At 56.2% G+C, this 23691-nt stretch carries 25 protein-coding genes; 12 read left to right on the top strand and 13 right to left on the bottom strand.

The window, feature by feature from the left end; all coding sequences use genetic code 11:
• The 4 genes from tusC to fkpA all read right to left on the bottom strand — a co-directional run bounded on the left by tusC (position 1) and on the right by fkpA (position 2455).
• The gene (tusC, locus tag DG357_RS20875) at positions 1-360 is read right to left on the bottom strand and encodes a sulfurtransferase complex subunit TusC (RefSeq protein ID WP_045630323.1); all 360 of its coding nucleotides are present in this window, start codon (positions 358-360) and stop codon (positions 1-3) included.
• Positions 360-746: a sulfurtransferase complex subunit TusD gene (tusD, locus tag DG357_RS20880; protein WP_028014640.1), complete on the bottom strand. Its 387-nt coding sequence runs from the start codon at positions 744-746 to the stop codon at positions 360-362. The genes tusC and tusD overlap by 1 nt, the downstream gene beginning before the upstream one ends.
• Positions 746-1468: a helix-turn-helix transcriptional regulator gene (locus DG357_RS20885; RefSeq protein WP_014885489.1), complete on the bottom strand. Its 723-nt coding sequence runs from the start codon at positions 1466-1468 to the stop codon at positions 746-748. Before DG357_RS20885 ends, tusD begins: the two co-directional genes overlap by 1 nt.
• Before the next feature lie 165 nt (positions 1469-1633).
• Positions 1634-2455 (bottom strand): FKBP-type peptidyl-prolyl cis-trans isomerase, encoded by an 822-nt coding sequence (fkpA, locus tag DG357_RS20890; RefSeq protein ID WP_023331457.1) that lies wholly within the window; start codon positions 2453-2455, stop codon positions 1634-1636.
• A 238-nt stretch (positions 2456-2693) separates the two neighbouring features.
• Here fkpA and DG357_RS20895 point away from each other — a divergent pair, with 238 nt between their 5' ends.
• Positions 2694-2912, top strand: a complete 219-nt coding sequence (locus DG357_RS20895; protein WP_028014642.1) for a protein SlyX — start codon at positions 2694-2696, stop codon at positions 2910-2912.
• Positions 2913-2963: 51 nt separating this feature from the next.
• On the opposite strand, the gene slyD is transcribed toward DG357_RS20895, so the two are convergent.
• From slyD to kefG, 4 genes are all read right to left on the bottom strand, one after another.
• The gene (slyD, locus tag DG357_RS20900; protein WP_003861691.1) at positions 2964-3554 is read right to left on the bottom strand and encodes a peptidylprolyl isomerase; all 591 of its coding nucleotides are present in this window, start codon (positions 3552-3554) and stop codon (positions 2964-2966) included.
• A gap of 94 nt (positions 3555-3648) precedes the next feature.
• On the bottom strand, positions 3649-3849 hold the full coding sequence (locus DG357_RS20905) for a YheV family putative zinc ribbon protein (protein WP_003861689.1): 201 nt from the start codon (positions 3847-3849) through the stop codon (positions 3649-3651).
• Positions 3850-3862: 13 nt separating this feature from the next.
• On the bottom strand, positions 3863-5668 hold the full coding sequence (gene kefB / locus DG357_RS20910) for a glutathione-regulated potassium-efflux system protein KefB (RefSeq protein ID WP_028014643.1): 1806 nt from the start codon (positions 5666-5668) through the stop codon (positions 3863-3865).
• Positions 5668-6219, bottom strand: a complete 552-nt coding sequence (gene kefG / locus DG357_RS20915; RefSeq protein ID WP_006812200.1) for a glutathione-regulated potassium-efflux system ancillary protein KefG — start codon at positions 6217-6219, stop codon at positions 5668-5670. The genes kefB and kefG overlap by 1 nt, the downstream gene beginning before the upstream one ends.
• A 132-nt stretch (positions 6220-6351) precedes the next feature.
• Here kefG and DG357_RS20925 point away from each other — a divergent pair, with 132 nt between their 5' ends.
• The 4 genes from DG357_RS20925 to DG357_RS20940 all read left to right on the top strand — a co-directional run bounded on the left by DG357_RS20925 (position 6352) and on the right by DG357_RS20940 (position 10505).
• A complete protein-coding gene (locus DG357_RS20925) occupies positions 6352-8256 on the top strand; it encodes an ABC transporter ATP-binding protein (RefSeq protein ID WP_028014644.1) in 1905 nt (634 codons plus the stop codon).
• A gap of 111 nt (positions 8257-8367) precedes the next feature.
• The gene (locus tag DG357_RS20930) at positions 8368-9390 is read left to right on the top strand and encodes a hydrolase (RefSeq protein WP_045259342.1); all 1023 of its coding nucleotides are present in this window, start codon (positions 8368-8370) and stop codon (positions 9388-9390) included.
• Positions 9387-9605 (top strand): YheU family protein, encoded by a 219-nt coding sequence (locus tag DG357_RS20935; protein ID WP_013099053.1) that lies wholly within the window; start codon positions 9387-9389, stop codon positions 9603-9605. Before DG357_RS20930 ends, DG357_RS20935 begins: the two co-directional genes overlap by 4 nt.
• Positions 9606-9635: 30 nt before the next feature.
• On the top strand, positions 9636-10505 hold the full coding sequence (locus DG357_RS20940) for a phosphoribulokinase (RefSeq protein ID WP_028014646.1): 870 nt from the start codon (positions 9636-9638) through the stop codon (positions 10503-10505).
• A gap of 66 nt (positions 10506-10571) precedes the next feature.
• Here the strand turns inward: DG357_RS20940 and DG357_RS20945 are convergent, their stop codons facing one another.
• Positions 10572-10976 carry an OsmC family protein gene (locus DG357_RS20945; RefSeq protein ID WP_008503018.1) on the bottom strand — a complete coding sequence of 135 codons (405 nt, stop codon included), beginning with the start codon at positions 10974-10976 and terminating at the stop codon, positions 10572-10574.
• 311 nt (positions 10977-11287) lie between these two features.
• Here DG357_RS20945 and crp point away from each other — a divergent pair, with 311 nt between their 5' ends.
• Together crp and DG357_RS20955 are read left to right on the top strand one after the other, a co-directional pair.
• Positions 11288-11920: a cAMP-activated global transcriptional regulator CRP gene (crp, locus tag DG357_RS20950; protein WP_000242758.1), complete on the top strand. Its 633-nt coding sequence runs from the start codon at positions 11288-11290 to the stop codon at positions 11918-11920.
• Positions 11921-11977: 57 nt separating this feature from the next.
• Complete coding sequence (locus DG357_RS20955) at positions 11978-14065, top strand: YccS/YhfK family putative transporter (RefSeq protein ID WP_059357226.1); 2088 nt, start codon at positions 11978-11980, stop codon at positions 14063-14065.
• Here the strand turns inward: DG357_RS20955 and argD are convergent.
• From argD to ppiA, 4 genes are all read right to left on the bottom strand, one after another.
• A complete protein-coding gene (gene argD, locus DG357_RS20960) occupies positions 14062-15282 on the bottom strand; it encodes a bifunctional acetylornithine/succinyldiaminopimelate transaminase (protein WP_175437393.1) in 1221 nt (406 codons plus the stop codon). The two genes, DG357_RS20955 and argD, sit on opposite strands and share 4 nt — an antisense overlap.
• 86 nt (positions 15283-15368) lie before the next feature.
• On the bottom strand, positions 15369-15932 hold the full coding sequence (gene pabA / locus DG357_RS20965) for an aminodeoxychorismate synthase component 2 (protein ID WP_088205097.1): 564 nt from the start codon (positions 15930-15932) through the stop codon (positions 15369-15371).
• A gap of 30 nt (positions 15933-15962) precedes the next feature.
• Complete coding sequence (locus DG357_RS20970) at positions 15963-16547, bottom strand: putative adenosine monophosphate-protein transferase Fic (RefSeq protein WP_028014650.1); 585 nt, start codon at positions 16545-16547, stop codon at positions 15963-15965.
• A 107-nt stretch (positions 16548-16654) separates the two neighbouring features.
• On the bottom strand, positions 16655-17227 hold the full coding sequence (ppiA, locus tag DG357_RS20975) for a peptidylprolyl isomerase A (RefSeq protein WP_032644556.1): 573 nt from the start codon (positions 17225-17227) through the stop codon (positions 16655-16657).
• 278 nt (positions 17228-17505) lie between these two features.
• Between ppiA and tsgA the strand changes: the two genes are divergently transcribed.
• From tsgA to DG357_RS21000, 5 genes are all read left to right on the top strand, one after another.
• Positions 17506-18690, top strand: coding sequence for an MFS transporter TsgA (gene tsgA / locus DG357_RS20980; protein ID WP_045259345.1), 1185 nt, complete (start codon positions 17506-17508; stop codon positions 18688-18690).
• Positions 18691-18950: 260 nt separating this feature from the next.
• On the top strand, positions 18951-21494 hold the full coding sequence (nirB, locus tag DG357_RS20985) for a nitrite reductase large subunit NirB (RefSeq protein WP_028014653.1): 2544 nt from the start codon (positions 18951-18953) through the stop codon (positions 21492-21494).
• Complete coding sequence (nirD, locus tag DG357_RS20990) at positions 21491-21817, top strand: nitrite reductase small subunit NirD (protein WP_045259347.1); 327 nt, start codon at positions 21491-21493, stop codon at positions 21815-21817. Before nirB ends, nirD begins: the two co-directional genes overlap by 4 nt.
• Positions 21818-21952: 135 nt before the next feature.
• Positions 21953-23326, top strand: a complete 1374-nt coding sequence (gene cysG / locus DG357_RS20995; protein WP_048959304.1) for a siroheme synthase CysG — start codon at positions 21953-21955, stop codon at positions 23324-23326.
• A 144-nt stretch (positions 23327-23470) separates the two neighbouring features.
• Positions 23471-23641, top strand: a complete 171-nt coding sequence (locus DG357_RS21000; RefSeq protein WP_008503029.1) for a YhfL family protein — start codon at positions 23471-23473, stop codon at positions 23639-23641.
• Positions 23642-23691 lie beyond the last annotated feature (50 nt).

The raw sequence follows: 23691 nt of genomic DNA on the forward strand, positions 1-23691 counted from the left end.
TCAGAAAGTCAGAATGGTGTCGTAGTGGGAGAGTTGTTCACGGAGTGCTGCGGCAGGTAAGGTCGTCACATCCAGCACAAAAGGCGTCTTATCGCTTAAACCGCGCGCCGTTAAAGAGTCGGCACAGACATAGCAGGTTTCGATATCGTAAAGCGGCAGCACTTTAAAGGTGGCGATGTAGTCGCGCGCCAGAATGGCCTGCGGCTGTTGGCCCGCCAGAAGCTGAAGCACGCCGTCCCCCAGAAAGAAGACACCGATATCTTCTGTTAACGCCGATGTCGCAAGCAGCGCATCCAGGCCTTCGCGGCCAGAGGTGCTGCCGTGCGGCGCAGAAGAAAAAACAAATGCCACACGCTTCATCAGAATTGCACCACTCTGTCGCAGGTTAACGCCGCCTGAGCCAATGCGCCCAGACCACTCAACGAAAAACCAGGCTGCAGGTTAGCGCCTGATAATCCCAGGCGCTCGGCTTCGGCTGCATCCGTCACGCCGCGACGCAGCGCCGCCGCCACGCAGATATGCAGCTCAACGCCCTGCTTTTCATTTAACGCCTGCCAGGCGCGGACCAGATCAAACTCGTCGCTCGCCGGCGACGTAAACTGGTTCGCGTTATACACCCCTTCCCGATAGAAGAAGACGCTCGCCAGTTCGTGTCCGGCCGCCAGCAGCGCATGCGCAAACTGCAGCGCGCTGCTGGCCTGTTGAGTCCCATACGCCGGGCCCGTCACCATTAATGCAAAACGCATTACTTATCTTGCCCCACGAAATCGCCGCTTTTGAACTGACGGATGTAGAGGTAAACCGTATGCTTGGAGATGTTCAGACGATCGGCCACCTGGTTGATGGCATCTTTAATGTCGAAAATCCCTTTCTCGTAGAGATTGAGTACGATCTGGCGATTCTTGGCGTTGTTCGATACGTTGCGGTCAGCATTGACCTCTTCAATGGTGAACTCAAGCGTCTGCGTGACGAGATCTTCAACGGAGGAGGCAAAGTTAACAGAAGAGCCAACGTCTGGCGTTTCTGGCGGAATAAAGGTGCTCATGATCTGCGAGAATGGCACATCAAGGTTCATGTTGATGCACAGCAGCCCAATCACACGATGCTCGCGATTTCGAATCGCGATGGTTTCTGATTTCATCAGCACGCCGCTTTTGGCGCGGGTGAAATAACATTTTGAGACGCTGCTGTCCGCGCCGGTCATGTCATGCAACATACGCAATGCAAGGTCGGTAATTGGCGAACCAATTTTACGGCCGGTATGCTCACCATTAGCAATGCGGATGGCGGAACACTTCAGATCTTGCAGGGAGTGCAATACGATTTCGCAGTGGGAACCAATGAGCATCGCTAACCCGTCCACTACCGCTTCATAGGATTTCAGAATATCGAAGTCGGTCTGGTCAAAAGGACGTTGATCCAGCAAATCAAGTTCACTGGTTTCGTTGGTTAAAAGCGACCTGGACATGAAAAAAACACTCCTTTTCAGGAGCCTGTCGTTAGGTTTTCAGGGCAGGCTCATTATCTACACGGACAACTAAATTAATACAGCGTGCCTAACGCTTTCCAGTGTTAATTATATCTGCCCCACAATAAAAAACCGCCGCCTTAAAAGGCGGCGGTTTGCATCACATTACTTCTTAGCGTCTGTCGCAGCTTTCTGATCTGCCTGCGCTTCCGGTTTCGCATCCGCTTTCGGCGCTGGTTTGATGTCCAGCAGCTCTACGTCGAAGACCAGCGTGGAGTTAGCCGGGATACCCGGAACGCCAGTTTTGCCATAGGCCAGATCCGGTGGGATAACCAGCTTGATTTTGCCGCCTTTTTTGATGTTTTTCAGGCCTTCAGTCCAGCCTGGGATCACACCGTCAAGACGGAAGGAAAGAGGTTCACCACGGGTGTAAGAGTTGTCGAACTCTTTACCGTCGATCAGCGTACCTTTGTAGTTCACCACAACGGTGTCGCTGTCTTTAGGCGCATCACCGGTACCTTCTTTCTCAACTTTGTACACCAGACCAGTAGAAGAGGTTTTCACACCCTTCTCTTTAGCAAAGGTGTCACGGTAGGCTTTGCCTTTCGCTTCGTTGTCTTTAGCGTCCGCTTCCATCTTGGTCTGAGCGGCACCCTTCACGCGCGCTTCGAACGCCTGCAGAGTCTGTTCGATTTCCTGGTCAGACAGTTTGCTCTTATCAGCAAAGGCGTCCTGAACACCCGCGATCAGCTGGGCTTTGTCCAGTTTGATGCCCAGTTTCTCTTGTTCTTTCAGAGAGTTTTCCATGTAGCGGCCCAGAGATGCGCCCAGTGCGTAGGCGGATTTCTGGTCGTCATTTTTGAACGCCGCTTTGCTGTCTGCAGTGGCAGCAGGCTTCGCAGCAGTATCAGCAGCGAATGACAGCGGCGCGTTCAGTGCAACAGCCATCGTCGTCGCCAGCAGCGTTACTTTAAACAGTGATTTCATCCATATCTCCAGGGCCTGGGGACTCTCACCCCAGCGTTAAACGTAAATGAGTGACGTACTATAAAACGTTGCGGAAGAAATCTACAGACAGACACTTCCAATTCTCGCCACTTTTCAGACTATTTTTGTTTAAATAAGTTTCTTGCCAACGGGATAGAGACTGCACTTAAGGATAAACTCAGTTAAACTGCGCCGCCGCTGGGCCAATATGGCGTATCAGATATAAACGAGGTGAATGATGAAGGACACAATGATAGAAGCGAGAATGGCTGAGCTGGAAAGCCGCCTGGCTTTTCAGGACATCACCATCGAAGAGCTTAACCAGACCGTGACCGCGCACGAACTCGAAATGGCGAAACTGCGGGATCATATGCGCCTGCTGACGGAAAAGCTGAAGGCGACGCAGCCGTCAAATATTGCCTCTCAGTCGGAAGAGACGCCACCACCTCATTATTGAGGCGTAAAAAAAGCGGGATTATCCCGCTTTTTTATTTTCCGCATGACGGAATTAGTGGCAACCGCAGCCGCCGTTGCCGCAACCACCTTTACCGTGGCCGTGGTCATGACCATGGTCGTGGCCGTGACCACCGCAGCAGCCGTCGTGGCCGTGATCGTGATCATGGTCGTGACCATGAGCACCGTGAACGTGGCCATGAGCCAGCTCTTCTTCGGTCGCTTCACGGATCGCAACAACTTCTACGTTGAACTTCAGGTTCTGGCCAGCCAGCATGTGGTTGCCGTCAACCACAACGTGGTCGTCTTCAACTTCAGTGATTTCAACAGGAACCGGACCCTGGTCAGTTTCAGCCAGGAAGCGCATGCCAACCTGCAGCTCGTCAACGCCCATGAACACGTCTTTAGGAACGCGCTGAACCAGGTTGTCGTCATACTGACCGTAAGCGTCGTTCGCGCCTACAGCAACGTCGAATTTATCGCCAACTTCATGACCTTCCAGCGCAGTTTCCAGGCCGGAAATCAGGGAACCGTGACCATGCAGGTAGTCCAGCGGCGCACTCACCGGAGACTCATCAACCAACACACCGTCTTCTGTACGTACCTGATAGGCCAGGCTGACCACCAGGTCTTTTGCTACTTTCATGATATCTCCTGAGCGTGGGAAAATTGCTGGCGCAGATTGTAGCGGAAATCTGCACCCGTGTACCCTTAAGCTTAAAAAAACTCAGAGCATATCGCTAGTCTGGATGAAAAATGCCGATCACTTGCTCTTCTTTGCGAACGTGATCGCGTGCTTCTTTGTCGGCCTCACGCATCTGGTGACCGCACTTAACGCACTCAACTATATCAATATTATTTTCGCGCCACATGGCCAGCGTATCTTGAGCCTGGCAAGACGGGCACTTTGCACCCGCGATAAAGCGTTTACGTACAGCCATCTTTCGTTACCCTTTATTCAAATTCATCCCAGCCGTCGAGCTGGCGTCGTTCCTGCTGCATCTCTCGCTGAAAGATCTCCTCCAGCTCGCGCCGCGCTTCCCGCACGCGGGAGATCTGCGCCGTATCGCTATGCACAGGCATTAATTCGCGCAGCATGCGCATATCCAGCCGGCGGAAGTGCATCTGGGCGCGCTGCGCCTGGTGAGGATGCATCCCCAGGGAGATTAACGCCTTGCGCCCCAGTTCCAGCGCACTGGAGAACGTCTCACGGGAGAAGTGTTTCACACCTGCCTGCAACAATTCGTGAGCTTCAACACGCCCCCGGGCACGCGCCAGAATATTCAGGTGCGGGAAGTGCTGCTGACATAGCTCCACCAGCTTCATCGTATCTTCCGGATCGTTGCAGGTGATGACGATAGACTCCGCGGCTTCCGCCCCGGCCGAGCGCAGAAGCTCAAGCTGGGTGGCATCGCCGTAATAGACCTTGTAGCCATATTTGCGCATCAGGTTGACCGCGCTGATATCGCGCTCCAGCACCGTAATGCGCATTTTGTTCGCCATCAACAGGCGGCCAATCACCTGCCCGAAGCGGCCGAAGCCCACGACGATCACCTGCGGCTTATCGTCTTCTACCCACGGCGCTTCATCTTCATCGTCTGCCGGATTCAGGCGGCGCGACAGGAGTTTATCCACCATCTTCATCAGCAGAGGCGTGGTCATCATCGACAGCGTTACCGTCACCAGCAGCAGCGCCATCTGGTCATCTTTAAACAGCTTCTGGGAGGAGGCGGTGGAGAACAGCACAAACGCAAACTCACCACCCTGGCTCAACACGCTGGCAAACTGCATGCGTTCAGAACTGCGCAACCCGTAGATACGTGCCATGACGTACAGCACCAGCATTTTCACCGCCACCAGGATCGCAACACTCACCGCAACCCAGAGCAGATGGGTATAAAGCACGCCAAGATTGAGCGCCATTCCCACCGAAATAAAGAACAGGCCTAACAGCAGCCCTTTGAAGGGATCGATGGCAATTTCCAGTTCGTGCCGATATTCACTCTCCGCCAGCAGCACGCCGGCAATAAAGGTGCCCAGCGCCATCGACAGCCCCAGCGCGTCCATAAACAGCGCCGAGCCAAGCACCAGCAGCAGCGTCGCGGCGGTAAACACCTCACGCACGCCCGAGGCGGCAATAAAGCGGAACACCGGACGTAACAGGAAACGTCCGCCAATCAGCATGCCCGCAAAGGCCAGCACCTTCATGGAAATTTTTGCCCAGTCGAAGTGATCGTCGCCCGAGCCCGCCAGCAGCGGCACCAGTGCCAGCGCCGGGATCACCGCTAAATCCTGGAACAGCAGCACCGAAAAGCCCAGCTGTCCGGCCTCATTGCGGTTCATCCCCTTGTCGCGCATCAGCTGCAGCGCCATCGCCGTCGACGACATTGCGAGACCAATCCCGCCAATCACCGCCGCCTGCCAGGAAAAGTTGGTCAGCATTAACAGGCCAGCCAGAATCGCGGCGCTAAACAGCACCTGCGCGGCGCCCACGCCAAAGATAGAGCGTCGAAGCTGCCACAGCTTCGAAGGGTTCAGTTCGAGGCCGATGATGAACATCAGGAACACCACGCCGAGCTCCGAGAAGTGGAGAATTTCATCCACGTCGCTGATGAAACCCAGTCCCCATGGGCCAATGGCGATCCCTGCGAGCAAATACCCCAGCACCGCCCCGATGCCGATACGGGCGGCAAGCGGCACCGCGACGACGGCGGCAAATAAAAATAGCACCCCGGCGAGGAGTAAATTCGATCCTTCCATTAACGACCTCCTGCCGGAATCGGTGATGCCAGCCATTCGCCGTAGGCTCTGGCGTGGCTTGCGAGCGCTTTCGGATCCTGACGCCGCGCCCAGTAAACAATAATCGGGCTCATCCAGTGCATGCGGCACATGGCCGCCGTCAGCTCGAACGGCCTCAGGATGTCGCTCATGGGATAGCGGTTCAGCCCGTCGTGACGGTAGGCGCTTTCGGGTTCACCGGTGGTAATGACGCTCCGCCAATACTTTCCCGCCAGCTGGTTGCCCCCCACCCCGCTGGAGAAGCCCCGGCTCAGCACGCGGTCCAGCCACTCTTTCAGCAGCGCCGGACAGCTGTAGGTATAGAGCGGATGCTGAAATACAATCACGTCATGCTGACGCAGCAGTTCCTGCTCGTAAGGAATATCGATAAAGAAATCAGGATAGTGCGCGTAGAGATCGTGCACCGTGACGTTACTGAGCTGTGTGGCCGGCTTAAGCAGCACCCGGTTCGCCACCGAGTCCTGAGATTCCGGATGGGCATACAGCAGCAGCACTTTCGCTGTCTGAGACATCACTCCCCTCCCGGTTCTGTTTTTGTGTATTGTTGTCGTTTTGGGCTACCATGGCGGCCCGGTGGGGAAAATGGCCCACACCTTACATTATCATAATGACAAATTAACATAGTCGGAACATACGGCGCTTCTATGATTGTTTTCTCCTCGTTACAAATTCGTCGCGGCGTGCGCGTCCTGCTGGATAACGCCACTGCTACCATCAACCCGGGCCAGAAAGTGGGTCTGGTCGGCAAAAACGGCTGCGGTAAATCCACCCTGCTGGCGCTGCTGAAAAACGAGATTAGCGCGGATGGCGGTAACTTTACCTTCCCGGGGAACTGGCAGCTCGCGTGGGTAAACCAGGAGACGCCAGCCCTGAGCGAACCGGCACTCGACTATGTTATCGACGGCGATCGCGAATACCGTAAGCTCGAAGCGGAACTCAACGCGGCCAACGAGCGCAACGACGGTCACGCCATCGCTACCGTTCACGGCAAGCTGGACGCCATCGACGCGTGGACCATTCGCTCCCGCGCCTCCAGCCTGCTGCACGGCCTGGGCTTCAGCAATGAACAGCTTGAACGCCCGGTAAGCGACTTCTCCGGCGGCTGGCGCATGCGCCTCAACCTGGCGCAGGCGCTGATCTGCCGCTCAGACCTGCTCCTGCTCGATGAACCGACCAACCACCTCGATCTCGATGCGGTTATTTGGCTCGAGAAGTGGCTCAAGAGCTATCAGGGCACTCTGATTCTCATCTCCCACGACCGCGACTTCCTCGATCCGGTGGTGGATAAAATCATTCATATCGAACAGCAAACCATGTTCGAGTACACCGGCAACTACAGCTCCTTCGAGCGCCAGCGCGCGACGCGCCTTGCTCAGCAGCAGTCGATGTATGAAAGCCAACAGCAACGCGTGGCGCACCTGCAGAGCTTCGTGGATCGCTTCAAAGCTAAAGCGTCAAAAGCCAAGCAGGCCCAGAGCCGCATTAAAATGCTGGAACGCATGGAGATGATCGCCCCGGCACACGTGGATAACCCGTTCCACTTCAGCTTCCGCGCGCCGGAAAGCCTGCCGAACCCGCTTCTGAAGATGGAAAAGGTCAGCGCTGGTTATGGGGATCGCATCATCCTCGACTCTATCAAGCTTAACCTGGTGCCGGGTTCGCGCATTGGCCTGCTGGGGCGCAACGGCGCCGGTAAATCAACGTTAATTAAGCTGCTCGCGGGCGAGCTTAACCCAACCAGCGGTGAAATCGGCCTGGCGAAGGGCATTAAGCTTGGCTATTTCGCCCAGCATCAGCTGGAATTTTTACGCGCGGATGAATCCCCGATTCAGCATCTGGCGCGTCTTGCGCCGCAGGAAATGGAGCAGAAACTGCGCGACTACCTCGGCGGCTTCGGCTTCCAGGGCGATAAGGTGACCGAAAACACCGAGCGTTTCTCGGGCGGCGAAAAAGCCCGTCTGGTGCTGGCGCTGATCGTCTGGCAGAGACCCAACCTGCTGCTGCTCGATGAACCGACCAACCACCTGGATCTCGACATGCGTCAGGCGCTGACCGAAGCGCTGATTGAGTTCGAAGGCGCACTGGTTGTCGTGTCGCACGATCGCCACCTGATCCGCTCCACCACCGACGATCTCTACCTGGTACACGGCGGCAAAGTCGAACCGTTCGACGGCGATCTTGAAGATTACCAGCAGTGGCTGACGGACGTACAAAAGCAGGAAAACCAGCCGGAAGAGTCAGCGAAAGACAACGTCAACAGCGCACAGTCGCGTAAAGACCAGAAGCGCCGCGAAGCGGAACTGCGCACCCAGACCCAGCCGCTGCGTAAAGAGATTGCCCGTCTTGAAAAAGAGATGGAAAAGCTCAACGCCACGCTTGCCGCCGTCGAAGAGAAGCTGGGCGACAGCGACCTGTACGATCAGAGCCGTAAAGCGGAGCTAACGGATTGTCTGCAAACGCAGGCGAAAGCCAAATCCAGCCTCGAAGAGTGCGAAATGGCATGGCTGGATGCCCAGGAACAGCTGGAAGCGATGCTGCAGGCAGACTGAATTTTTACCCCGTTGTGAGAACGGAATCTATCTCTGGTTCGGAAATCCAGGCTAAACGGGGTACAATTCGGAAAGTATAGTGAATTTCTGACAAGAATCAGCATCGTCCTTATGACCCAAATCATTCCATCAGACTTCGACATTACAGCCGAAGACAGCACCGAGTTCGTGCCCATGCGCGGCGTGACCAACTGCCATTTGCAGACCATGCTGCCGCGGCTGATCCGCCGCAAGGTCCAGTTCACTCCGCACTGGCAACGGCTCGATCTGCCGGACGGTGATTTTCTGGATCTCGCCTGGAGCGAAGCGCCGGAACAGGCTCTTCATAAGCCGCGTCTGGTGGTTTTTCACGGTTTAGAAGGCAGCCTGCACAGTCCGTATGCGCATGGGTTAATTGAGGCCGCCAAAGCGCGCGGCTGGCTCGGCGTGGTGATGCATTTTCGCGGCTGTAGCGGCGAGCCGAATCGTCAGAAACGCATTTATCACTCGGGTGAAACCGAAGATGGCACGTGGTTTCTGCACTGGCTGCGGGAAAATTATGGCGCCGCGCCAACGGCCGCCGTGGGCTACTCGCTGGGCGGTAATATGCTCGCCTGTCTGCTGGCCAAAGAGGGCGACAGCGTACCGCTGAATGCAGCAGTGATTGTCTCCGCACCGTTTATGCTGGAGCAGTGCAGCTACCACATGGAAAAAGGCTTTTCCCGCGTCTATCAGCGCTATCTGCTCAACCTGCTGAAAGCCAACGCGGCGCGAAAGCTGAAGGCCTATCCGGATACCCTGCCGGTAAGCCTGCGCCAGCTGAAAAAGGTACGCTGCATCCGCGAATTCGACGATCTGATCACCGCCAAAATTCACGGCTTCGCCGATGCTATCGACTATTACCGACAGTGCAGCGCCATGCCGCTGCTCAGCAAAATCACGCAGCCGACGCTGATTATTCACGCCAAAGATGACCCGTTCATGGATCATCACTCTATTCCCGCGCAGGAATTCCTGCCTGACAACGTTCACTACCAGCTGACCGAACATGGTGGCCACGTGGGGTTCATCGGCGGCACGCTGCGCAGGCCGAAAATGTGGCTGGAAGCGCGCATTCCTGACTGGCTGACTCCTTATCTGGATGGTGCAAAATGATCATTCCCTGGCAGGATCTGGCTCCCGAAACGCTCGATAATCTGATTGAAAGCTTTGTATTACGCGAAGGCACCGATTATGGTGAACATGAGCGTTCGCTTGAGCAAAAGGTCAACGATGTAAAACGCCAGCTGAAAAGCGGCGACGTGGTGCTGGTGTGGTCAGAACTGCATGAGACGGTCAATATCATGCCCCGCAACGCGTTTCACGGCTGATCTTCCAACCTTTTCCGTCAGGGAGTTGCTATGTCTGCCAGACATCCCATTATTGCCGTTACGGGGTCGAGTGGTGCGGGAACCACCACCACCAGCCTCGCTTTTCGCAAGATTTTCGCCCAGCTGAATCTCCGTTCGGCGGAGGTCGAAGGCGACAGCTTTCACCGCTATACGCGGCCTGAGATGGACATGGCGATCCGCAAGGCGCGCGATCTGGGTAAACACATCAGCTACTTTGGCCCCGAAGCCAATGATTTCGGCCTGCTGGAGCAAACCTTCCGCGAATACGGTCAGAGCGGTACCGGGCAGTCCCGTAAGTATCTGCACACCTACGACGAAGCCGTACCCTGGAACCAGGTGCCGGGCACCTTTACCCCCTGGCAACCGCTGCCGGAACCCACCGACGTGCTGTTTTATGAAGGATTGCACGGCGGCGTTGTTACGCCTCAGCACGACGTGGCGCGCCATGTGGATCTGCTGGTCGGGGTGGTGCCGATCGTTAACCTGGAGTGGATCCAGAAGCTGACGCGCGACATGAGCGAGCGCGGCCATTCGCGCGAGGCGGTAATGGACTCGGTGGTGCGCTCCATGGAAGATTACATCAACTATCTCACGCCGCAGTTCTCCCGCACGCACATTAACTTCCAGCGCGTGCCGACCGTGGACACTTCCAATCCGTTCGCGGCGAAAAGCATCCCGTCGCTGGATGAGAGCTTTGTGGTGATCCACTTCCGCAATCTTGAAGGCATTGATTACCCCTGGCTGCTGGCGATGCTGCAGGGCTCGTTTATTTCCCACATGAATACGTTAGTGGTTCCCGGTGGAAAAATGGGGCTGGCAATGGAGCTGATCATGACGCCGCTGGTGGAGCGACTGATGGAAGGGAAGCAGATCGCGTGAACATGTTCCCTCTCCCCGTGGGAGAGGGTTAGGGTGAGGGCATCAACACGCACGATGCCCCAATAATTAAGCCTCGATCACTTCATACGAATGGGTGATTTTTACCGCTTTCTCCAGCATTAACGCCACAGAGCAGTATTTCTCCGCAGAGAGATCCACCGCGCGTGAGACCGCCGCGTCTTTCAGTTCTTTCCCGGTGACAACAAAGTGCAGATTAATGTGGGTGAACAGGCGTGGCGCCTCTTCGCGACGCTCTGAGGTGAGTTTAACCTCGCAATCCGTCACGTCATGACGGCCTTTTTGCAGAATCGACACCACGTCGATCGCGCTGCATCCGCCTGCCGCCATCAGCACCATTTCCATTGGGCTTGGAGCTTTATCGCCGGAGTTACCATCCATCAAAATCTGGTGTCCTGATGCGGACTCGCCCAGGAACGTTAAACCTTCAACCCACTTCACGCGCGCTTGCATATTCATTAACTCCAACGTTGCATTTTTGGTGACAGATTACGCGTGCGTTACATTTCTCGCAATGGAAGGCGACCTGCATCATGCTGAAGCGAGACACCAGGAGACACGCGGCAAAAGCTATGCTAAAACACTCAGGATGCTACAGTAATACATTGACGTTACACATGTATGCAGAGGACATCAAACTTTACTGGCTGCGAAACGTTACGACAGCCGACTTCCCAGGGTATGGGTAAGAATTCGATTGCAACCCCAGAGTCCGGATGCATCTGATGACTCTGGTGACAGCTTATAACAGAGGATAACAGCGCATGGTGCTTGGCAAACCGCAAACAGACCCGACTCTCGAATGGTTCTTGTCTCATTGCCACATTCATAAGTACCCATCGAAGAGCACGCTGATTCACCAGGGTGAAAAAGCGGAAACGTTGTATTACATCGTCAAAGGCTCGGTGGCAGTGCTGATCAAAGATGAGGAAGGCAAAGAGATGATCCTTTCCTATCTGAACCAGGGCGATTTTATCGGTGAACTGGGCCTGTTTGAAGAAGGCCAGGAACGTAGCGCCTGGGTTCGCGCAAAGACAGCATGTGAAGTGGCTGAAATTTCTTATAAGAAATTCCGTCAGTTGATTCAGGTAAACCCTGACATCCTGATGCGTCTTTCTTCCCAGATGGCGCGCCGTCTGCAGGTGACGTCAGAGAAAGTGGGTAACCTCGCCTTCCTGGACGTGACTGGCCGTATCGCGCAGACTCTGCTGAACCTGGCGAAACAGCCAGACGCGATGACCCACCCGGACGGCATGCAAATTAAAATTACCCGTCAGGAAATCGGTCAGATCGTCGGTTGCTCCCGCGAAACGGTGGGCCGTATTCTGAAAATGCTGGAAGATCAAAACCTGATCTCCGCCCACGGTAAAACCATCGTGGTTTACGGAACCCGTTAATCCTGCCTAAACGGCGTGCCATCGCAAGGTGTCACGCCGTTTTTGTCTCTATTCCCCATGTGGCGCAGGCTGATCTATCACCCGGAAGTTAACTACGCACTACGACAAACGCTGGTGCTATGTCTTCCCGTGGCCGTGGGCCTGATCCTGGGACATCTTCAGCAGGGCCTGCTGTTTTCTCTCGTCCCCGCCTGCTGCAACATTGCCGGTCTGGACACGCCCCATAAACGCTTTTTCAAACGTCTGATAATTGGCGGCTCGCTGTTTGCTGGCTGTAGCCTCGCGGTGCAGCTTCTGCTGGCTCGCGATATTCCCCTGCCGCTGATCCTGACCGTGCTGGCGATGACCCTCGGCGTCACCGCCGAAATCAGCTCGCTCCATGCCCGTCTGCTTCCCGCGTCACTCATTGCGGCCATCTTCACCCTGAGCCTCGCCGGTAATATGCCCGTGTGGGAGCCGCTGCTGATCTACGCCCTCGGCACGCTGTGGTACGGGCTGTTTAACTGGTTCTGGTTCTGGCTGTGGCGGGAGCAGCCGCTGCGCGAATCTCTGAGCCTGCTCTACGTGCAGCTTGCGGATTACTGTGAAGCCAAATACACTCTGCTCACCCAGCATACGGATCCGGAAAAATCCTTACCGCCGTTGCTGACGCGCCAGCAAAAGGTGGTAGACCTGATAAGCCAATGCTATCAGCAGCTGCATATGCTCGCCGCCAACAAGAACCACGAATATAAACGGCTGTTGCGCACCTTTCAGGTGGGGCTGGATCTTCAGGAGCATATCTCCGTTAGCCTTCACCACCCGCAGGAGGTGCAAAAGCTGGTTGAGCGCAGCCATGCCGAAGCGGTGATCCGCTGGAACGCACAAACCGTCTCCGCGCGCCTGCGGGTGCTGGCCGATGATATTCTCTACCACCGCTACCCCACGCGCTTTAACATGGACAAACAGCTCGGCGCGCTGGAGAAAATCGCCCGTCAGCACCCGGATAACCCGGTCGGCCAGTTTGCCGCCTGGCACTTCAGCCGCATCGCCCGCGTGCTGCGCACCCAGCGCCCGCTTTATTCCCGTGACCTGATGGCGGATAAACAGAAACGTCTGCCGCTGCTGCCGGCGCTGAGAAGCTACCTGTCTCTGAAATCTTCCGCTCTGCGCAACGCTGCAAGGATTAGCGTCATGCTCAGTATCGCCAGCCTGATGGGCATGGCGCTCCACCTGCCGAAACCGTACTGGATCTTAATGACCGTGCTGTTTGTTACCCAGAACGGCTATGGCGCCACGCGGGTGCGCATTCTGCACCGGGCAGGCGGCACGATGGCGGGGCTGATTATTGCGGGCGTGACGCTGCATTTTCACGTGCCCGAGGGCTATACCCTGGCAGGGATGCTGGTGGTCACCCTGGTAAGCTATCTAATCATTCGCAAAAACTACGGCTGGGCGATGGTGGGCTTTACGGTGACGGCGGTATATACCCTGCAGCTGCTGACGCTTAACGGCGAACAGTTCATCGTTGCCCGCCTGATCGACACGCTGATCGGCTGCCTGATCGCCTTTGGGGGCATGGTCTGGCTGTGGCCGCAGTGGCAGAGCGGGCTGCTGAGGCAGAACGCCCACGACGCGCTGGAGGCCGATCAGCAGGCCATTCGTCTGATCCTGAGCGACGATCCGCAGCCTTCCCCGCTGGCGTATCAGCGGATGAAGGTCAACCAGGCGCACAACGCCCTGTTTAACTCGCTCAACCAGGCGATGCAGGAGCCGGGCTTTAACTCACACTATCTTGCCGATATGAAGCTGTGGGTCACGCACAGCCAGTTTATCGTCGAGCACATTAACGCCATGACCACGCTGGCGCGCGAACACACAATGCTGACGCCGGATCTGGCGCAGCGCTATTTGCAGTCCTGTGAAATTGCGTTGCAGCGGTGTCAGCAGCGTCTGGAGTATGACGCGCCGGGCGAGTCGGGGGATTCGAACATTCTGGAGGCACCGGAGACGCTGACCCACGGCCCGATGAGCACCCTGGAGCAGCATTTGCAGCGCGTGCTGGGACATCTGAACACCATGCACACCATTTCGTCGGTGGCATGGCGTCAGCGCCCGCATCACGGCATTTGGTTAACCCGGCGGTTAAAGCGAACCGAGTATTAGCCTTTTACGATCTTCTCGACCGCCGCGGCAAAGCGGGTTAACCCGTCTTCAATATCTTTCTCTTCCACCACCAGCGACGGCGCAAAGCGCATCACGTCAGGCCCAGCGTTTAGCACCATGACGCCTTCGTGGGCGGCTGCGTGCAGGAAATCGCGCGCGCGGCCTTTGTACTGCGGCTTAAGCTCCGCACCAATCAGCAGCCCCATGCCGCGGATCTCGCTGAATACGTCGTACTTATTGTTAATCTGCTGGAGATGCTGCACAAACAGCTCGCGTTTCGCGCTAACGCCGTTTAGCACCTCTGGCGTGTTGATGATGTCGAACGCGGCGCCCGCCACGGCGCTCGCCAGCGGGTTACCGCCGTAGGTCGAGCCGTGAGACCCGACGTGGAACGCAGAGGCAATCTCCTGCGTCGTCAGTACCGCACTCACCGGAAAACCGCCGCCGAGCGCTTTGGCGCTGGTCAGAATATCCGGCGTCACGCCGTAGTGCATATAGGCAAACAGCTCTCCGGTACGCCCCATCCCGCACTGCACTTCATCAAACACCAGCAGCGCCTGATGTTCGTCGCACAGTTCGCGCAGCCCTTTCAGGAATTCCGGGGTTGCCGCGGTCACGCCGCCTTCGCCCTGAATCGGCTCCACCACCACCGCGCAGGTGTGGTCGTCCATCACCGCTTTCACCGCGTGCAGATCGTTAAACGGCACGTGGATAATGTCGGCTGGTTTCGGACCGAAGCCGTCGGAATACTTCGGCTGGCCGCCAACGGAGACGGTAAAGAAGGAGCGCCCGTGGAAGGCGTTATGGAAGGCGATGATTTTAGTTTTGTACGGGCTGTGGCGCGTAGTTGCGTAGTAGCGCGCCAGCTTAAAGGCGGTTTCGTTGGCTTCGGTGCCGGAGTTCATAAACAGCACGCGCTCGGCAAACGTGGCATCAATGATCTTGCGGCCCAGGCGCAGCGCAGGTTCGTTGGTGAACACGTTGCTGGTGTGCCACAGGGTTTCACCCTGGGTTTTCAGCGCGTCCACCAGCGCAGGATGGCAGTGGCCCAGCGCCGTGACCGCAATACCGCCCGCGAAATCCACATACTCCTTGCCCTGCTGATCCCAGACGCGGCTGCCTTTCCCCTTCACCGGGATAAACTCAGCCGGTGCATAAATCGGCAGAATCACTTCATCGAATGTCGCGCGGGTAATTGCTGGTTGTTCAGTTGCCATGTCATGCCCATCCATTTTATGTCACATTCATTGTGAAAATATAATCACAAAATATGCATAAAAACTCACAGCAAGGCAACAGATATTCAGCGATTGAGGAAATTTGCCAGCAGTGCGTGCCCCTGCTCGCTGAGGATACTTTCAGGGTGGAACTGGACGCCTTCGAGATCCCACTCGCGGTGGCGAATCCCCATGATCTCCTGCGTATCGCTCCAGGCGGTCACGTCAAAGCAGTCGGGCAGCGTCGGTGGGTCAATCACCAGCGAATGGTAGCGCGTCACGGTTAACAGGTTATTGAGCCCTGTGAATACGCCCGTGCCGGTGTGGGTGACCGGCGAGGTTTTGCCGTGCATCACTTTCGCGGCACGCACGATGGTAGCCCCAAATGCCTGGGCAATCGCCTGATGACCGAGACAGACGCCCAGGATCGGCAGCCTGCCGGCATAGTGGTGAATAACCTCCAGAGAAATGCCCGATTCCGATGGCGTACACGGCCCCGGCGAAATGACGATTTTCTGCGGAGCCAGCGTCTCAATATCAGACAGGCTGAGTTCGTCGTTGCGGCGGACAACCACCTCTGCACCCAGTTCACAAAAATACTGGTAAAGGTTCCAGGTGAAGGAATCGTAGTTATCAATCAGCAGAATCATGGCGGCTCCCGAAAAAAATGCCGCCCTATTCTACTCAGATTCCCGCGCTTCGCTCACTACTTTGGCAAAGATAGCGCTCAGCGCGGTCAAATCGCCCGTGGCACCGCTTCGGTTCGCCGCCACCCACTGCTCGGGATCAATATCCCGCCAGTCCAGCGCGTAATTCGCGTGGATGGCCAGCTGCTCAAAGAAGACGCGCTGAGCAATGCCATTACCGCGCATAAAGGGATGCAGCATATTGATTTCACAGTAGTAATGGCTCACTTTTTCAACAAACGCCGCTTTTTCAAGACCCACAAGATACTTATCACTTTCCAGCGCCGCCATCAGTTCGTTACCCATCGTCTCGATGTACTCAAAATGGCAGAAGGGAATGTCACCCTTAAAAATATCGTCGGTACGGAATTCGCCTGCCTGCTTCATCTCTCTGTGATACAGATGGCGATGAATGAGGCACAGATGCGGTAGCCCGGGCGCTGAAGGCCCAAGCTCCAGCGTCTCAATGCCGGGCTCTGAAGGACCATTACCTTTTTCAAGGAGACAACTGGCCTGAAAATTGACGTTACGCTGTTGCTCCCAGAGACGGGATTTTTGCTTATCGGTGAGTTTTTTCACTTAACGCCTCCCTGAATAGTCCGTTTGCCACAAGTATAAGCAGCAAAACGCGCTTTCGCAGGGAGGGCTGAAAGACACGGGCAGGATATGCCCGTGTGGGAGAACGATTACGGCAGCACTTTCGCGGAGAGAATCACCACTGGCTTAGACGGCACATTCTGGTATGGACCGACATCGTGTGTCTGAACCTGAGAGATTTTGTCCGCCACGTCCATCCCTTTCACAATTTTACCGAAGACCGCATAGCCGAAGTCGCGCTGGCCGTGGTCGAGGAAAGCGTTATCCGCCACGTTGAGGAAGAACTGGCTGGTGGCGCTGTCTTTATCCGCCGTGCGCGCCATGGAGATGGTGCCGCGCTTGTTCAGCAGGCCGTTGTCCGCTTCGTTTTTGATGGGTGGGTTAGGCTGTTTCTGCTGCATCTGCTCGTTGAAGCCGCCGCCCTGAATCATGAAGCCAGGGATCACGCGGTGGAAGGTGGTGTTGTTATAGAAACCACTGTTCACATAGTCGAGGAAGTTTTTCACAGAAACCGGAGCTTTCTGGCTATTTAGTTCCAGCTCAATGTTCCCGGCAGAGGTGGTCAGCAGAACGTGAGGGTCCCCTTTGGCTGCCAGCGCAGCAGGGGAAACGGCAGAAAGAGCAAACACAGCTGCGACAGCCGCCAGTGTTGATTTGAGCATGAGAATTCCTTAACAAAGCGCAGTATAAAAAGCGAATGGCTTGATTCTAAAGAGCAGTATGAACCGAGACCAGCCTTTTACCTAATTTTACGAAATTGAAACAATTATTACTGCGCAAACGATTGGTTATACCGCCATTTAGTGTGACTTAGATCACACTAAAACCTGCAATGGCATATTCATTTCCCTTAAAAGATAGGAATAGATCACTTTAGCGACTAAAATCTGCCCGCTCTCAGCGCCCTTCCGGCGCTTTTCTTTTTCTGAACAGGCCAGACATGACTAACAGCAATCGCATCAAGCTCACATGGATAAGCTTCTTCTCCTACGCCCTGACCGGCGCGTTGGTGATCGTCACCGGGATGGTGATGGGAAATATCGCAGACTACTTCCAGCTGCCCGTTTCCAGCATGAGTAACACCTTCACCTTCCTCAACGCGGGGATCCTGATCTCAATTTTCCTGAATGCCTGGCTGATGGAAATCGTCCCGCTGAAAACCCAGCTGCGCTTCGGCTTCGTGCTGATGGTTGCCGCCGTGGCGGGCCTGATGTTGAGCCACAGCATCGCCCTGTTCTCCGCCGCCATGTTCGTGCTGGGCCTTGTCAGCGGGATCACGATGTCGATCGGTACGTTCCTTATTACGCACATGTATGAAGGCCGCCAGCGCGGCGCGCGCCTGCTGTTTACCGACTCCTTCTTCAGCATGGCCGGGATGATTTTCCCGATGGTCGCCGCGTATCTGCTCGCGCGCAGCATTGAATGGTACTGGGTATACGCCTGTATCGGTCTGGTCTATGTCGCGATCTTCATTCTTACCTTCGGCTGTGACTTCCCGGTGCTGGGCAAAAAAGCGCAGACCACCTCAGAGCCGGTGGCGAAGGAAAAATGGGGTATCGGCGTGCTGTTCCTCTCCATTGCCGCCCTGTGCTACATCCTCGGTCAGTTGGGCTTTATCTCGTGGGTACCTGAATACGCCAAAGGTCTGGGCATGAGCCTGAACGACGCGGGCAAACTGGTGAGCGATTTCTGGATGTCTTACATGTTCGGCATGTGGGCCTTTAGCTTCATCCTGCGCTTCTTCGACCTGCAACGTATTCTGACCGTCCTGGCGGGTCTGGCGACCGTGCTGATGTATCTGTTCATCAACGGTGCCCCGGAGCATATGCCATGGTTCATCCTGACCCTGGGCTTCTTCTCCAGCGCGATTTACACCTCAATCATCACCCTGGGCTCCCTGCAGACCAAAGTAGCTTCACCAAAGCTGGTGAACTTCGTGCTGACCTGCGGCACCATCGGCACCATGCTGACCTTCGTGGTCACGGGCCCGATTGTGGCGCACAGCGGCCCGCTGGCCGCGCTGCACACCGCTAACGGTCTGTATGCCGTGGTGTTTATCATGTGTTTCATTCTGGGCTTCGTGACCCGTCACCGTCAGCACAATACGGCAACGGCTACCCACTAATCGTCAAAACCCCTTTGCGTTCTGCAAAGGGGTTTTACTCTGCTTACCCGCTCTGACTGCCGATTCGTAAAAAACCCCGTCAAATTTGTGCGAAAAACAAGCAAGCACAAAAATCAAACAATATCCGTTACTTATAAAAAACCTGACAAATCATAGATATACCCACTAAGGAGTAGGTGAAGGCGTATTTGATTTGCATCAATAAGTGCCCCTGCTGAATCGTTAAGGTAGGCAGTAATAGAAAAGAAATCGAGGCAAAAATGAGCAAAGTCAGACTCGCTATCATCGGTAACGGCATGGTCGGCCACCGCTTTATTGAGGATCTTCTCGATAAAGCCGATGCTGACCAGTTCGATATTACCGTGTTCTGTGAAGAACCCCGCAAGGCGTACGACCGTGTGCACTTGTCTTCCTACTTCTCTCACCATACCGCCGAAGAGCTCTCTCTGGTGCGCGAAGGGTTCTACGAGAAGCATGGCGTAAAAGTGCTGGTGGGCGAACGCGCTATCACCATCAACCGTCAGGAGAAAGTGATCCACTCCAGCGCCGGGCGTACGGTTTTTTACGATAAGCTGATCATGGCGACTGGCTCGTATCCGTGGATCCCGCCGATTAAAGGGTCGGAAACCCAGGATTGCTTCGTTTACCGTACCATTGAAGACCTCAACGCCATTGAATCCTGCGCTCGTCGAAGCAAACGCGGTGCGGTTGTTGGCGGTGGCCTGCTGGGCCTGGAAGCGGCAGGCGCGCTGAAAAACCTCGGCGTTGAAACCCACGTTATCGAATTTGCCCCGATGCTGATGGCGGAACAGCTGGACCACATGGGCGGCGACCAGCTGCGTCGTAAAATCGAAAGCATGGGTGTGAAGGTTCACACCAGCAAGAACACCAAAGAGATCGTGCAGGAAGGCACAGAGGCGCGTAAAACCATGCGCTTTGCCGACGGTAGCGAGCTGGAAGTGGACTTCATCGTCTTCTCCACCGGTATTCGTCCGCGCGACAAGCTCGCCACGCAGTGCGGCCTGGCCGTAGCCCAGCGCGGCGGGATCATGATTAACGATACCTGCCAGACCTCCGATCCGGATATCTACGCCATCGGCGAGTGCGCCAGCTGGAATAACCGGGTATACGGTCTGGTGGCGCCAGGATACAAAATGGCGCAGGTCGCCGTGGACCATATCCTCGGCAGCGAAAACGCCTTCACCGGCGCAGACATGAGCGCCAAGCTGAAGCTGCTGGGCGTGGACGTAGGCGGTATCGGCGATGCGCATGGCCGCACCCCGAACTCCCGCAGCTATGTCTATCTGGACGAAAGCAAAGAGGTCTACAAACGCCTTATCGTCAGCCAGGACAACAAAACCCTGCTCGGTGCGGTGCTGGTGGGCGATACCAGCGACTTCGGTAACCTGCTCCAGCTGGTGCTGAACGCCATTGAGCTGCCGGAAAACCCGGACGCGCTGATCCTGCCGGCGCACGCCTCCAGCGGTAAACCATCTATCGGCGTGGATAAACTGCCGGACAGCGCGCAGATTTGCTCCTGCTTCGACGTCACCAAAGGCATGCTGATCTCCGCCATCAACAAAGGCTGCCACACCGTTGCGGCGCTGAAGGCCGAAACCAAAGCCGGTACCGGCTGCGGCGGCTGTATTCCACTGGTGACTCAGGTGCTGAACGCTGAACTGGCGAAACAGGGCATCGAAGTGAACAACAACCTGTGCGAGCACTTCGCCTACTCTCGCCAGGAGCTGTACCACCTGATCCGCGTGGAAGGCATCAAGTCCTTCGACGAACTGCTGGAGAAACACGGCCAGGGTTACGGCTGTGAAGTGTGTAAACCGACCGTCGGCTCCCTGCTGGCGTCCTGCTGGAATGAGTACGTGCTCAAACCAGAACACACGCCGCTGCAGGACACCAACGATAACTTCCTGGCGAACATCCAGAAAGACGGTACTTACTCCGTCATTCCGCGTTCCGCCGGTGGCGAAATCACCCCGGAAGGGCTGGTCGCCGTGGGCCGTATCGCCCGTGAATTTAATCTGTACACCAAAATCACCGGTTCCCAGCGTATCGGCCTGTTTGGCGCGCAGAAGGATGACCTGCCGGAAATCTGGCGTCAGTTGATTGAAGCGGGCTTCGAAACCGGTCACGCGTATGCCAAAGCGCTGCGTATGGCGAAAACCTGCGTGGGCAGCACCTGGTGCCGCTACGGCGTGGGCGACAGCGTGGGATTCGGCGTCGAGCTGGAAAACCGCTACAAAGGCATCCGTACCCCGCACAAAATGAAGTTCGGCGTCTCCGGCTGTACCCGTGAATGTGCGGAAGCGCAGGGTAAAGACGTAGGGATCATCGCCACCGAGAAAGGCTGGAACCTGTACGTGTGCGGCAATGGCGGGATGAAACCACGCCACGCGGACCTGCTGGCGGCGGATCTCGATCGCGACACGCTGATCCAGTATCTCGACCGCTTCATGATGTTCTACATCCGTACCGCCGATAAGCTGACCCGTACCGCTTCCTGGCTCGATAACCTGGAAGGCGGTATCGACTACCTGAAGTCGGTCATCATTGATGACAAGCTGGGTCTGAACGAACAGCTGGAATCCGAGATGGCTCGCCTGCGCGAGGCGGTGATCTGCGAGTGGACCGAAACCGTCAACACCCCGGCGGCGCAGACGCGCTTCAAACACTTTATCAACAGCACCCAGCGCGACCCGAACGTGCAAGTGGTGCCGGAGCGCGAACAGCATCGTCCTGCAACCCCGTATGAACGCATTCCGGTGATGCTGGTGGAGGAAAACGCATGAGCCAGTGGGTAAACATCTGCAACATTAACGACATTCTGCCAGCAACCGGCGTCTGTGCTTTGCTGGGTAACGAGCAGGTAGCTATTTTCCGCCCTCGCCACGATGAACAGGTCTTTGCCATCAGCAATATCGATCCGTTCTTTGAGGCCAGCGTGCTCTCCCGCGGTCTGATTGCTGAACATCAAGGTGAGCTGTGGGTCGCCAGCCCGCTGAAAAAGCAGCGTTTCCGCTTAACCGACGGGCACTGCATGGAAGATGAAAGCTTCTCGGTGAAGCACTACGACGCCCGCGTGAAGGACGGCAAGGTGCAGCTCAAAGCGTAACCCTCCGCCTTTCCAATAGGAAAGGCTTATGACCCCTTATGGGTAACGGCAGGAAAAACCGTATGTTCTGTACGATTCCTGCTGTTATCCTGACGTCAATTCTTACCCCCTCCTTGAATGCTGTGAGGTAACGTCGTGGACCACCTGCCGATTTTCTGTCAATTACGCCATCGCGACTGCCTGCTTGTGGGCGGCGGCGATGTGGCTGAACGCAAAGCGCGCCTGTTGCTGGATGCTGGAGCCCGACTGACCGTCAATGCCCTCACCTTCGCTCCGCAGTTTGACGTCTGGGCTCAGGAAGGGATGCTCACGCTGGTGCAGGGGGAGTTTGATGAGTCCCTGCTGGATACCTGCTGGCTGACGATTGCCGCGACGGATGACGATGAAGTGAACCAGCGCGTCAGCGACGCCTGCGAAGCGCGCCGGATCTTCTGCAACGTGGTGGATGCGCCGAAAGAGGCCAGCTTTATCATGCCGTCGATTATCGACCGTTCACCGCTGATGATCGCGGTGTCTTCCGGCGGCCGCTCGCCCGTACTTGCCCGCCTGCTGCGGGAAAAACTGGAAGCTATTTTGCCGCAGCATCTCGGCCAGATAGCCCACTACGCCGGGCAGCTTCGCTCCCGCGTGAAGCAAACCTTCTCAACCGTGGGTGAGCGTCGTCGCTTCTGGGAGAAATTTTTCGTTAACGACAGGCTGGCGCAGTCGCTGGCGAATCAGGACGCGAAAGCGATTGAAGAGACGACCGAGCAGCTGCTGAGCGAGCCGCTGGATCACCGTGGTGAAGTGGTGCTGGTCGGGGCTGGTCCGGGAGATGCGGGTTTACTGACCCTGAAAGGGCTCCAGCAGATCCAGCAGGCGGATATCGTGGTGTATGACCGCCTGGTCTCCGATGACATCATGAACCTGGTGCGCCGCGACGCCGACCGCGTCTTCGTCGGTAAACGGGCAGGCTACCACTGCGTGCCGCAGGAGGAGATTAATCAGATCCTGCTGCGTGAAGCGCAAAAGGGAAAACGCGTGGTGCGCCTTAAGGGCGGCGATCCGTTTATCTTTGGCCGCGGCGGCGAGGAGCTGGAAACCCTGTGCAATGCAGGCATTCCGTTCTCCGTGGTGCCGGGCATAACGGCGGCGTCCGGCTGTTCAGCCTACTCAGGCATTCCGTTGACCCATCGAGACTACGCCCAGAGCGTGCGTCTGGTCACGGGCCACCTGAAAACCGGCAGCGAGCTGGACTGGCATAACCTGGCCGCTGAAAAGCAGACGCTGGTGTTCTACATGGGGCTGAACCAGGCCGCCACTATCCAGGCGAAACTGCTGGAGCACGGCATGGAGGCTGATATGCCCGTTGCGCTGGTGGAAAACGGGACGTCAATCAAGCAGCGCGTGGTGAATGGCGCGCTGACGCAGCTCGGTGAGCTGGCGCAGCAGGTCGAAAGCCCGGCACTGATTGTGGTGGGTCGCGTGGTTGAACTGCGCGATAAGCTGAACTGGTTCTCGAATCACTAACGCATATTCTCCCCCCTTCGAGTAGTCCTTAAGCGGACTACTCCCTTCATACCTCAGTCGATAACATACCGCTCGCATAGTGGAACTTTTCCATTTATTCCCTCGTGTTACATCCAATTTAAGATTTTTTGACAAGGAATGCGTATGTTCAAGCTGGCAAAAGCCGCCGTTCTGGTTGGCCTGTTATCGACTCTGACCGCCTGCACCGGTCACGTTCAAAATACTAAAAATAACTGCAGCTACGATTACCTGCTGCATCCGGCGATCTCCATTTCGAAGATCATCGGCGGTTGCGGCCCGGCGGCACAGCAGTAAGCGTTTTTCAGGCGTAAAAAAACCGGGGATTCCCCGGTTTTTTTATTGAG

The sequence above is a fragment of the Enterobacter bugandensis genome (assembly GCF_900324475.1).
Taxonomy (GTDB): Bacteria; Pseudomonadota; Gammaproteobacteria; order Enterobacterales; family Enterobacteriaceae; genus Enterobacter; species Enterobacter bugandensis.

Coding starts and splice junctions, on each gene's coding strand:
- tusC (WP_045630323.1), bottom strand. CDS start 360: ATGAAGCGTGTGGCATTTGTTTTTTCTTCTGCGCCGCACGGCAGCACC.
- tusD (WP_028014640.1), bottom strand. CDS start 746: ATGCGTTTTGCATTAATGGTGACGGGCCCGGCGTATGGGACTCAACAG.
- DG357_RS20885 (WP_014885489.1), bottom strand. CDS start 1,468: ATGTCCAGGTCGCTTTTAACCAACGAAACCAGTGAACTTGATTTGCTG.
- fkpA (WP_023331457.1), bottom strand. CDS start 2,455: ATGAAATCACTGTTTAAAGTAACGCTGCTGGCGACGACGATGGCTGTT.
- DG357_RS20895 (WP_028014642.1), top strand. CDS start 2,694: ATGAAGGACACAATGATAGAAGCGAGAATGGCTGAGCTGGAAAGCCGC.
- slyD (WP_003861691.1), bottom strand. CDS start 3,554: ATGAAAGTAGCAAAAGACCTGGTGGTCAGCCTGGCCTATCAGGTACGT.
- DG357_RS20905 (WP_003861689.1), bottom strand. CDS start 3,849: ATGGCTGTACGTAAACGCTTTATCGCGGGTGCAAAGTGCCCGTCTTGC.
- kefB (WP_028014643.1), bottom strand. CDS start 5,668: ATGGAAGGATCGAATTTACTCCTCGCCGGGGTGCTATTTTTATTTGCC.
- kefG (WP_006812200.1), bottom strand. CDS start 6,219: ATGTCTCAGACAGCGAAAGTGCTGCTGCTGTATGCCCATCCGGAATCT.
- DG357_RS20925 (WP_028014644.1), top strand. CDS start 6,352: ATGATTGTTTTCTCCTCGTTACAAATTCGTCGCGGCGTGCGCGTCCTG.
- DG357_RS20930 (WP_045259342.1), top strand. CDS start 8,368: ATGACCCAAATCATTCCATCAGACTTCGACATTACAGCCGAAGACAGC.
- DG357_RS20935 (WP_013099053.1), top strand. CDS start 9,387: ATGATCATTCCCTGGCAGGATCTGGCTCCCGAAACGCTCGATAATCTG.
- DG357_RS20940 (WP_028014646.1), top strand. CDS start 9,636: ATGTCTGCCAGACATCCCATTATTGCCGTTACGGGGTCGAGTGGTGCG.
- DG357_RS20945 (WP_008503018.1), bottom strand. CDS start 10,976: ATGCAAGCGCGCGTGAAGTGGGTTGAAGGTTTAACGTTCCTGGGCGAG.
- crp (WP_000242758.1), top strand. CDS start 11,288: ATGGTGCTTGGCAAACCGCAAACAGACCCGACTCTCGAATGGTTCTTG.
- DG357_RS20955 (WP_059357226.1), top strand. CDS start 11,978: ATGTGGCGCAGGCTGATCTATCACCCGGAAGTTAACTACGCACTACGA.
- argD (WP_175437393.1), bottom strand. CDS start 15,282: ATGGCAACTGAACAACCAGCAATTACCCGCGCGACATTCGATGAAGTG.
- pabA (WP_088205097.1), bottom strand. CDS start 15,932: ATGATTCTGCTGATTGATAACTACGATTCCTTCACCTGGAACCTTTAC.
- ppiA (WP_032644556.1), bottom strand. CDS start 17,227: ATGCTCAAATCAACACTGGCGGCTGTCGCAGCTGTGTTTGCTCTTTCT.
- tsgA (WP_045259345.1), top strand. CDS start 17,506: ATGACTAACAGCAATCGCATCAAGCTCACATGGATAAGCTTCTTCTCC.
- nirB (WP_028014653.1), top strand. CDS start 18,951: ATGAGCAAAGTCAGACTCGCTATCATCGGTAACGGCATGGTCGGCCAC.
- nirD (WP_045259347.1), top strand. CDS start 21,491: ATGAGCCAGTGGGTAAACATCTGCAACATTAACGACATTCTGCCAGCA.
- DG357_RS21000 (WP_008503029.1), top strand. CDS start 23,471: ATGTTCAAGCTGGCAAAAGCCGCCGTTCTGGTTGGCCTGTTATCGACT.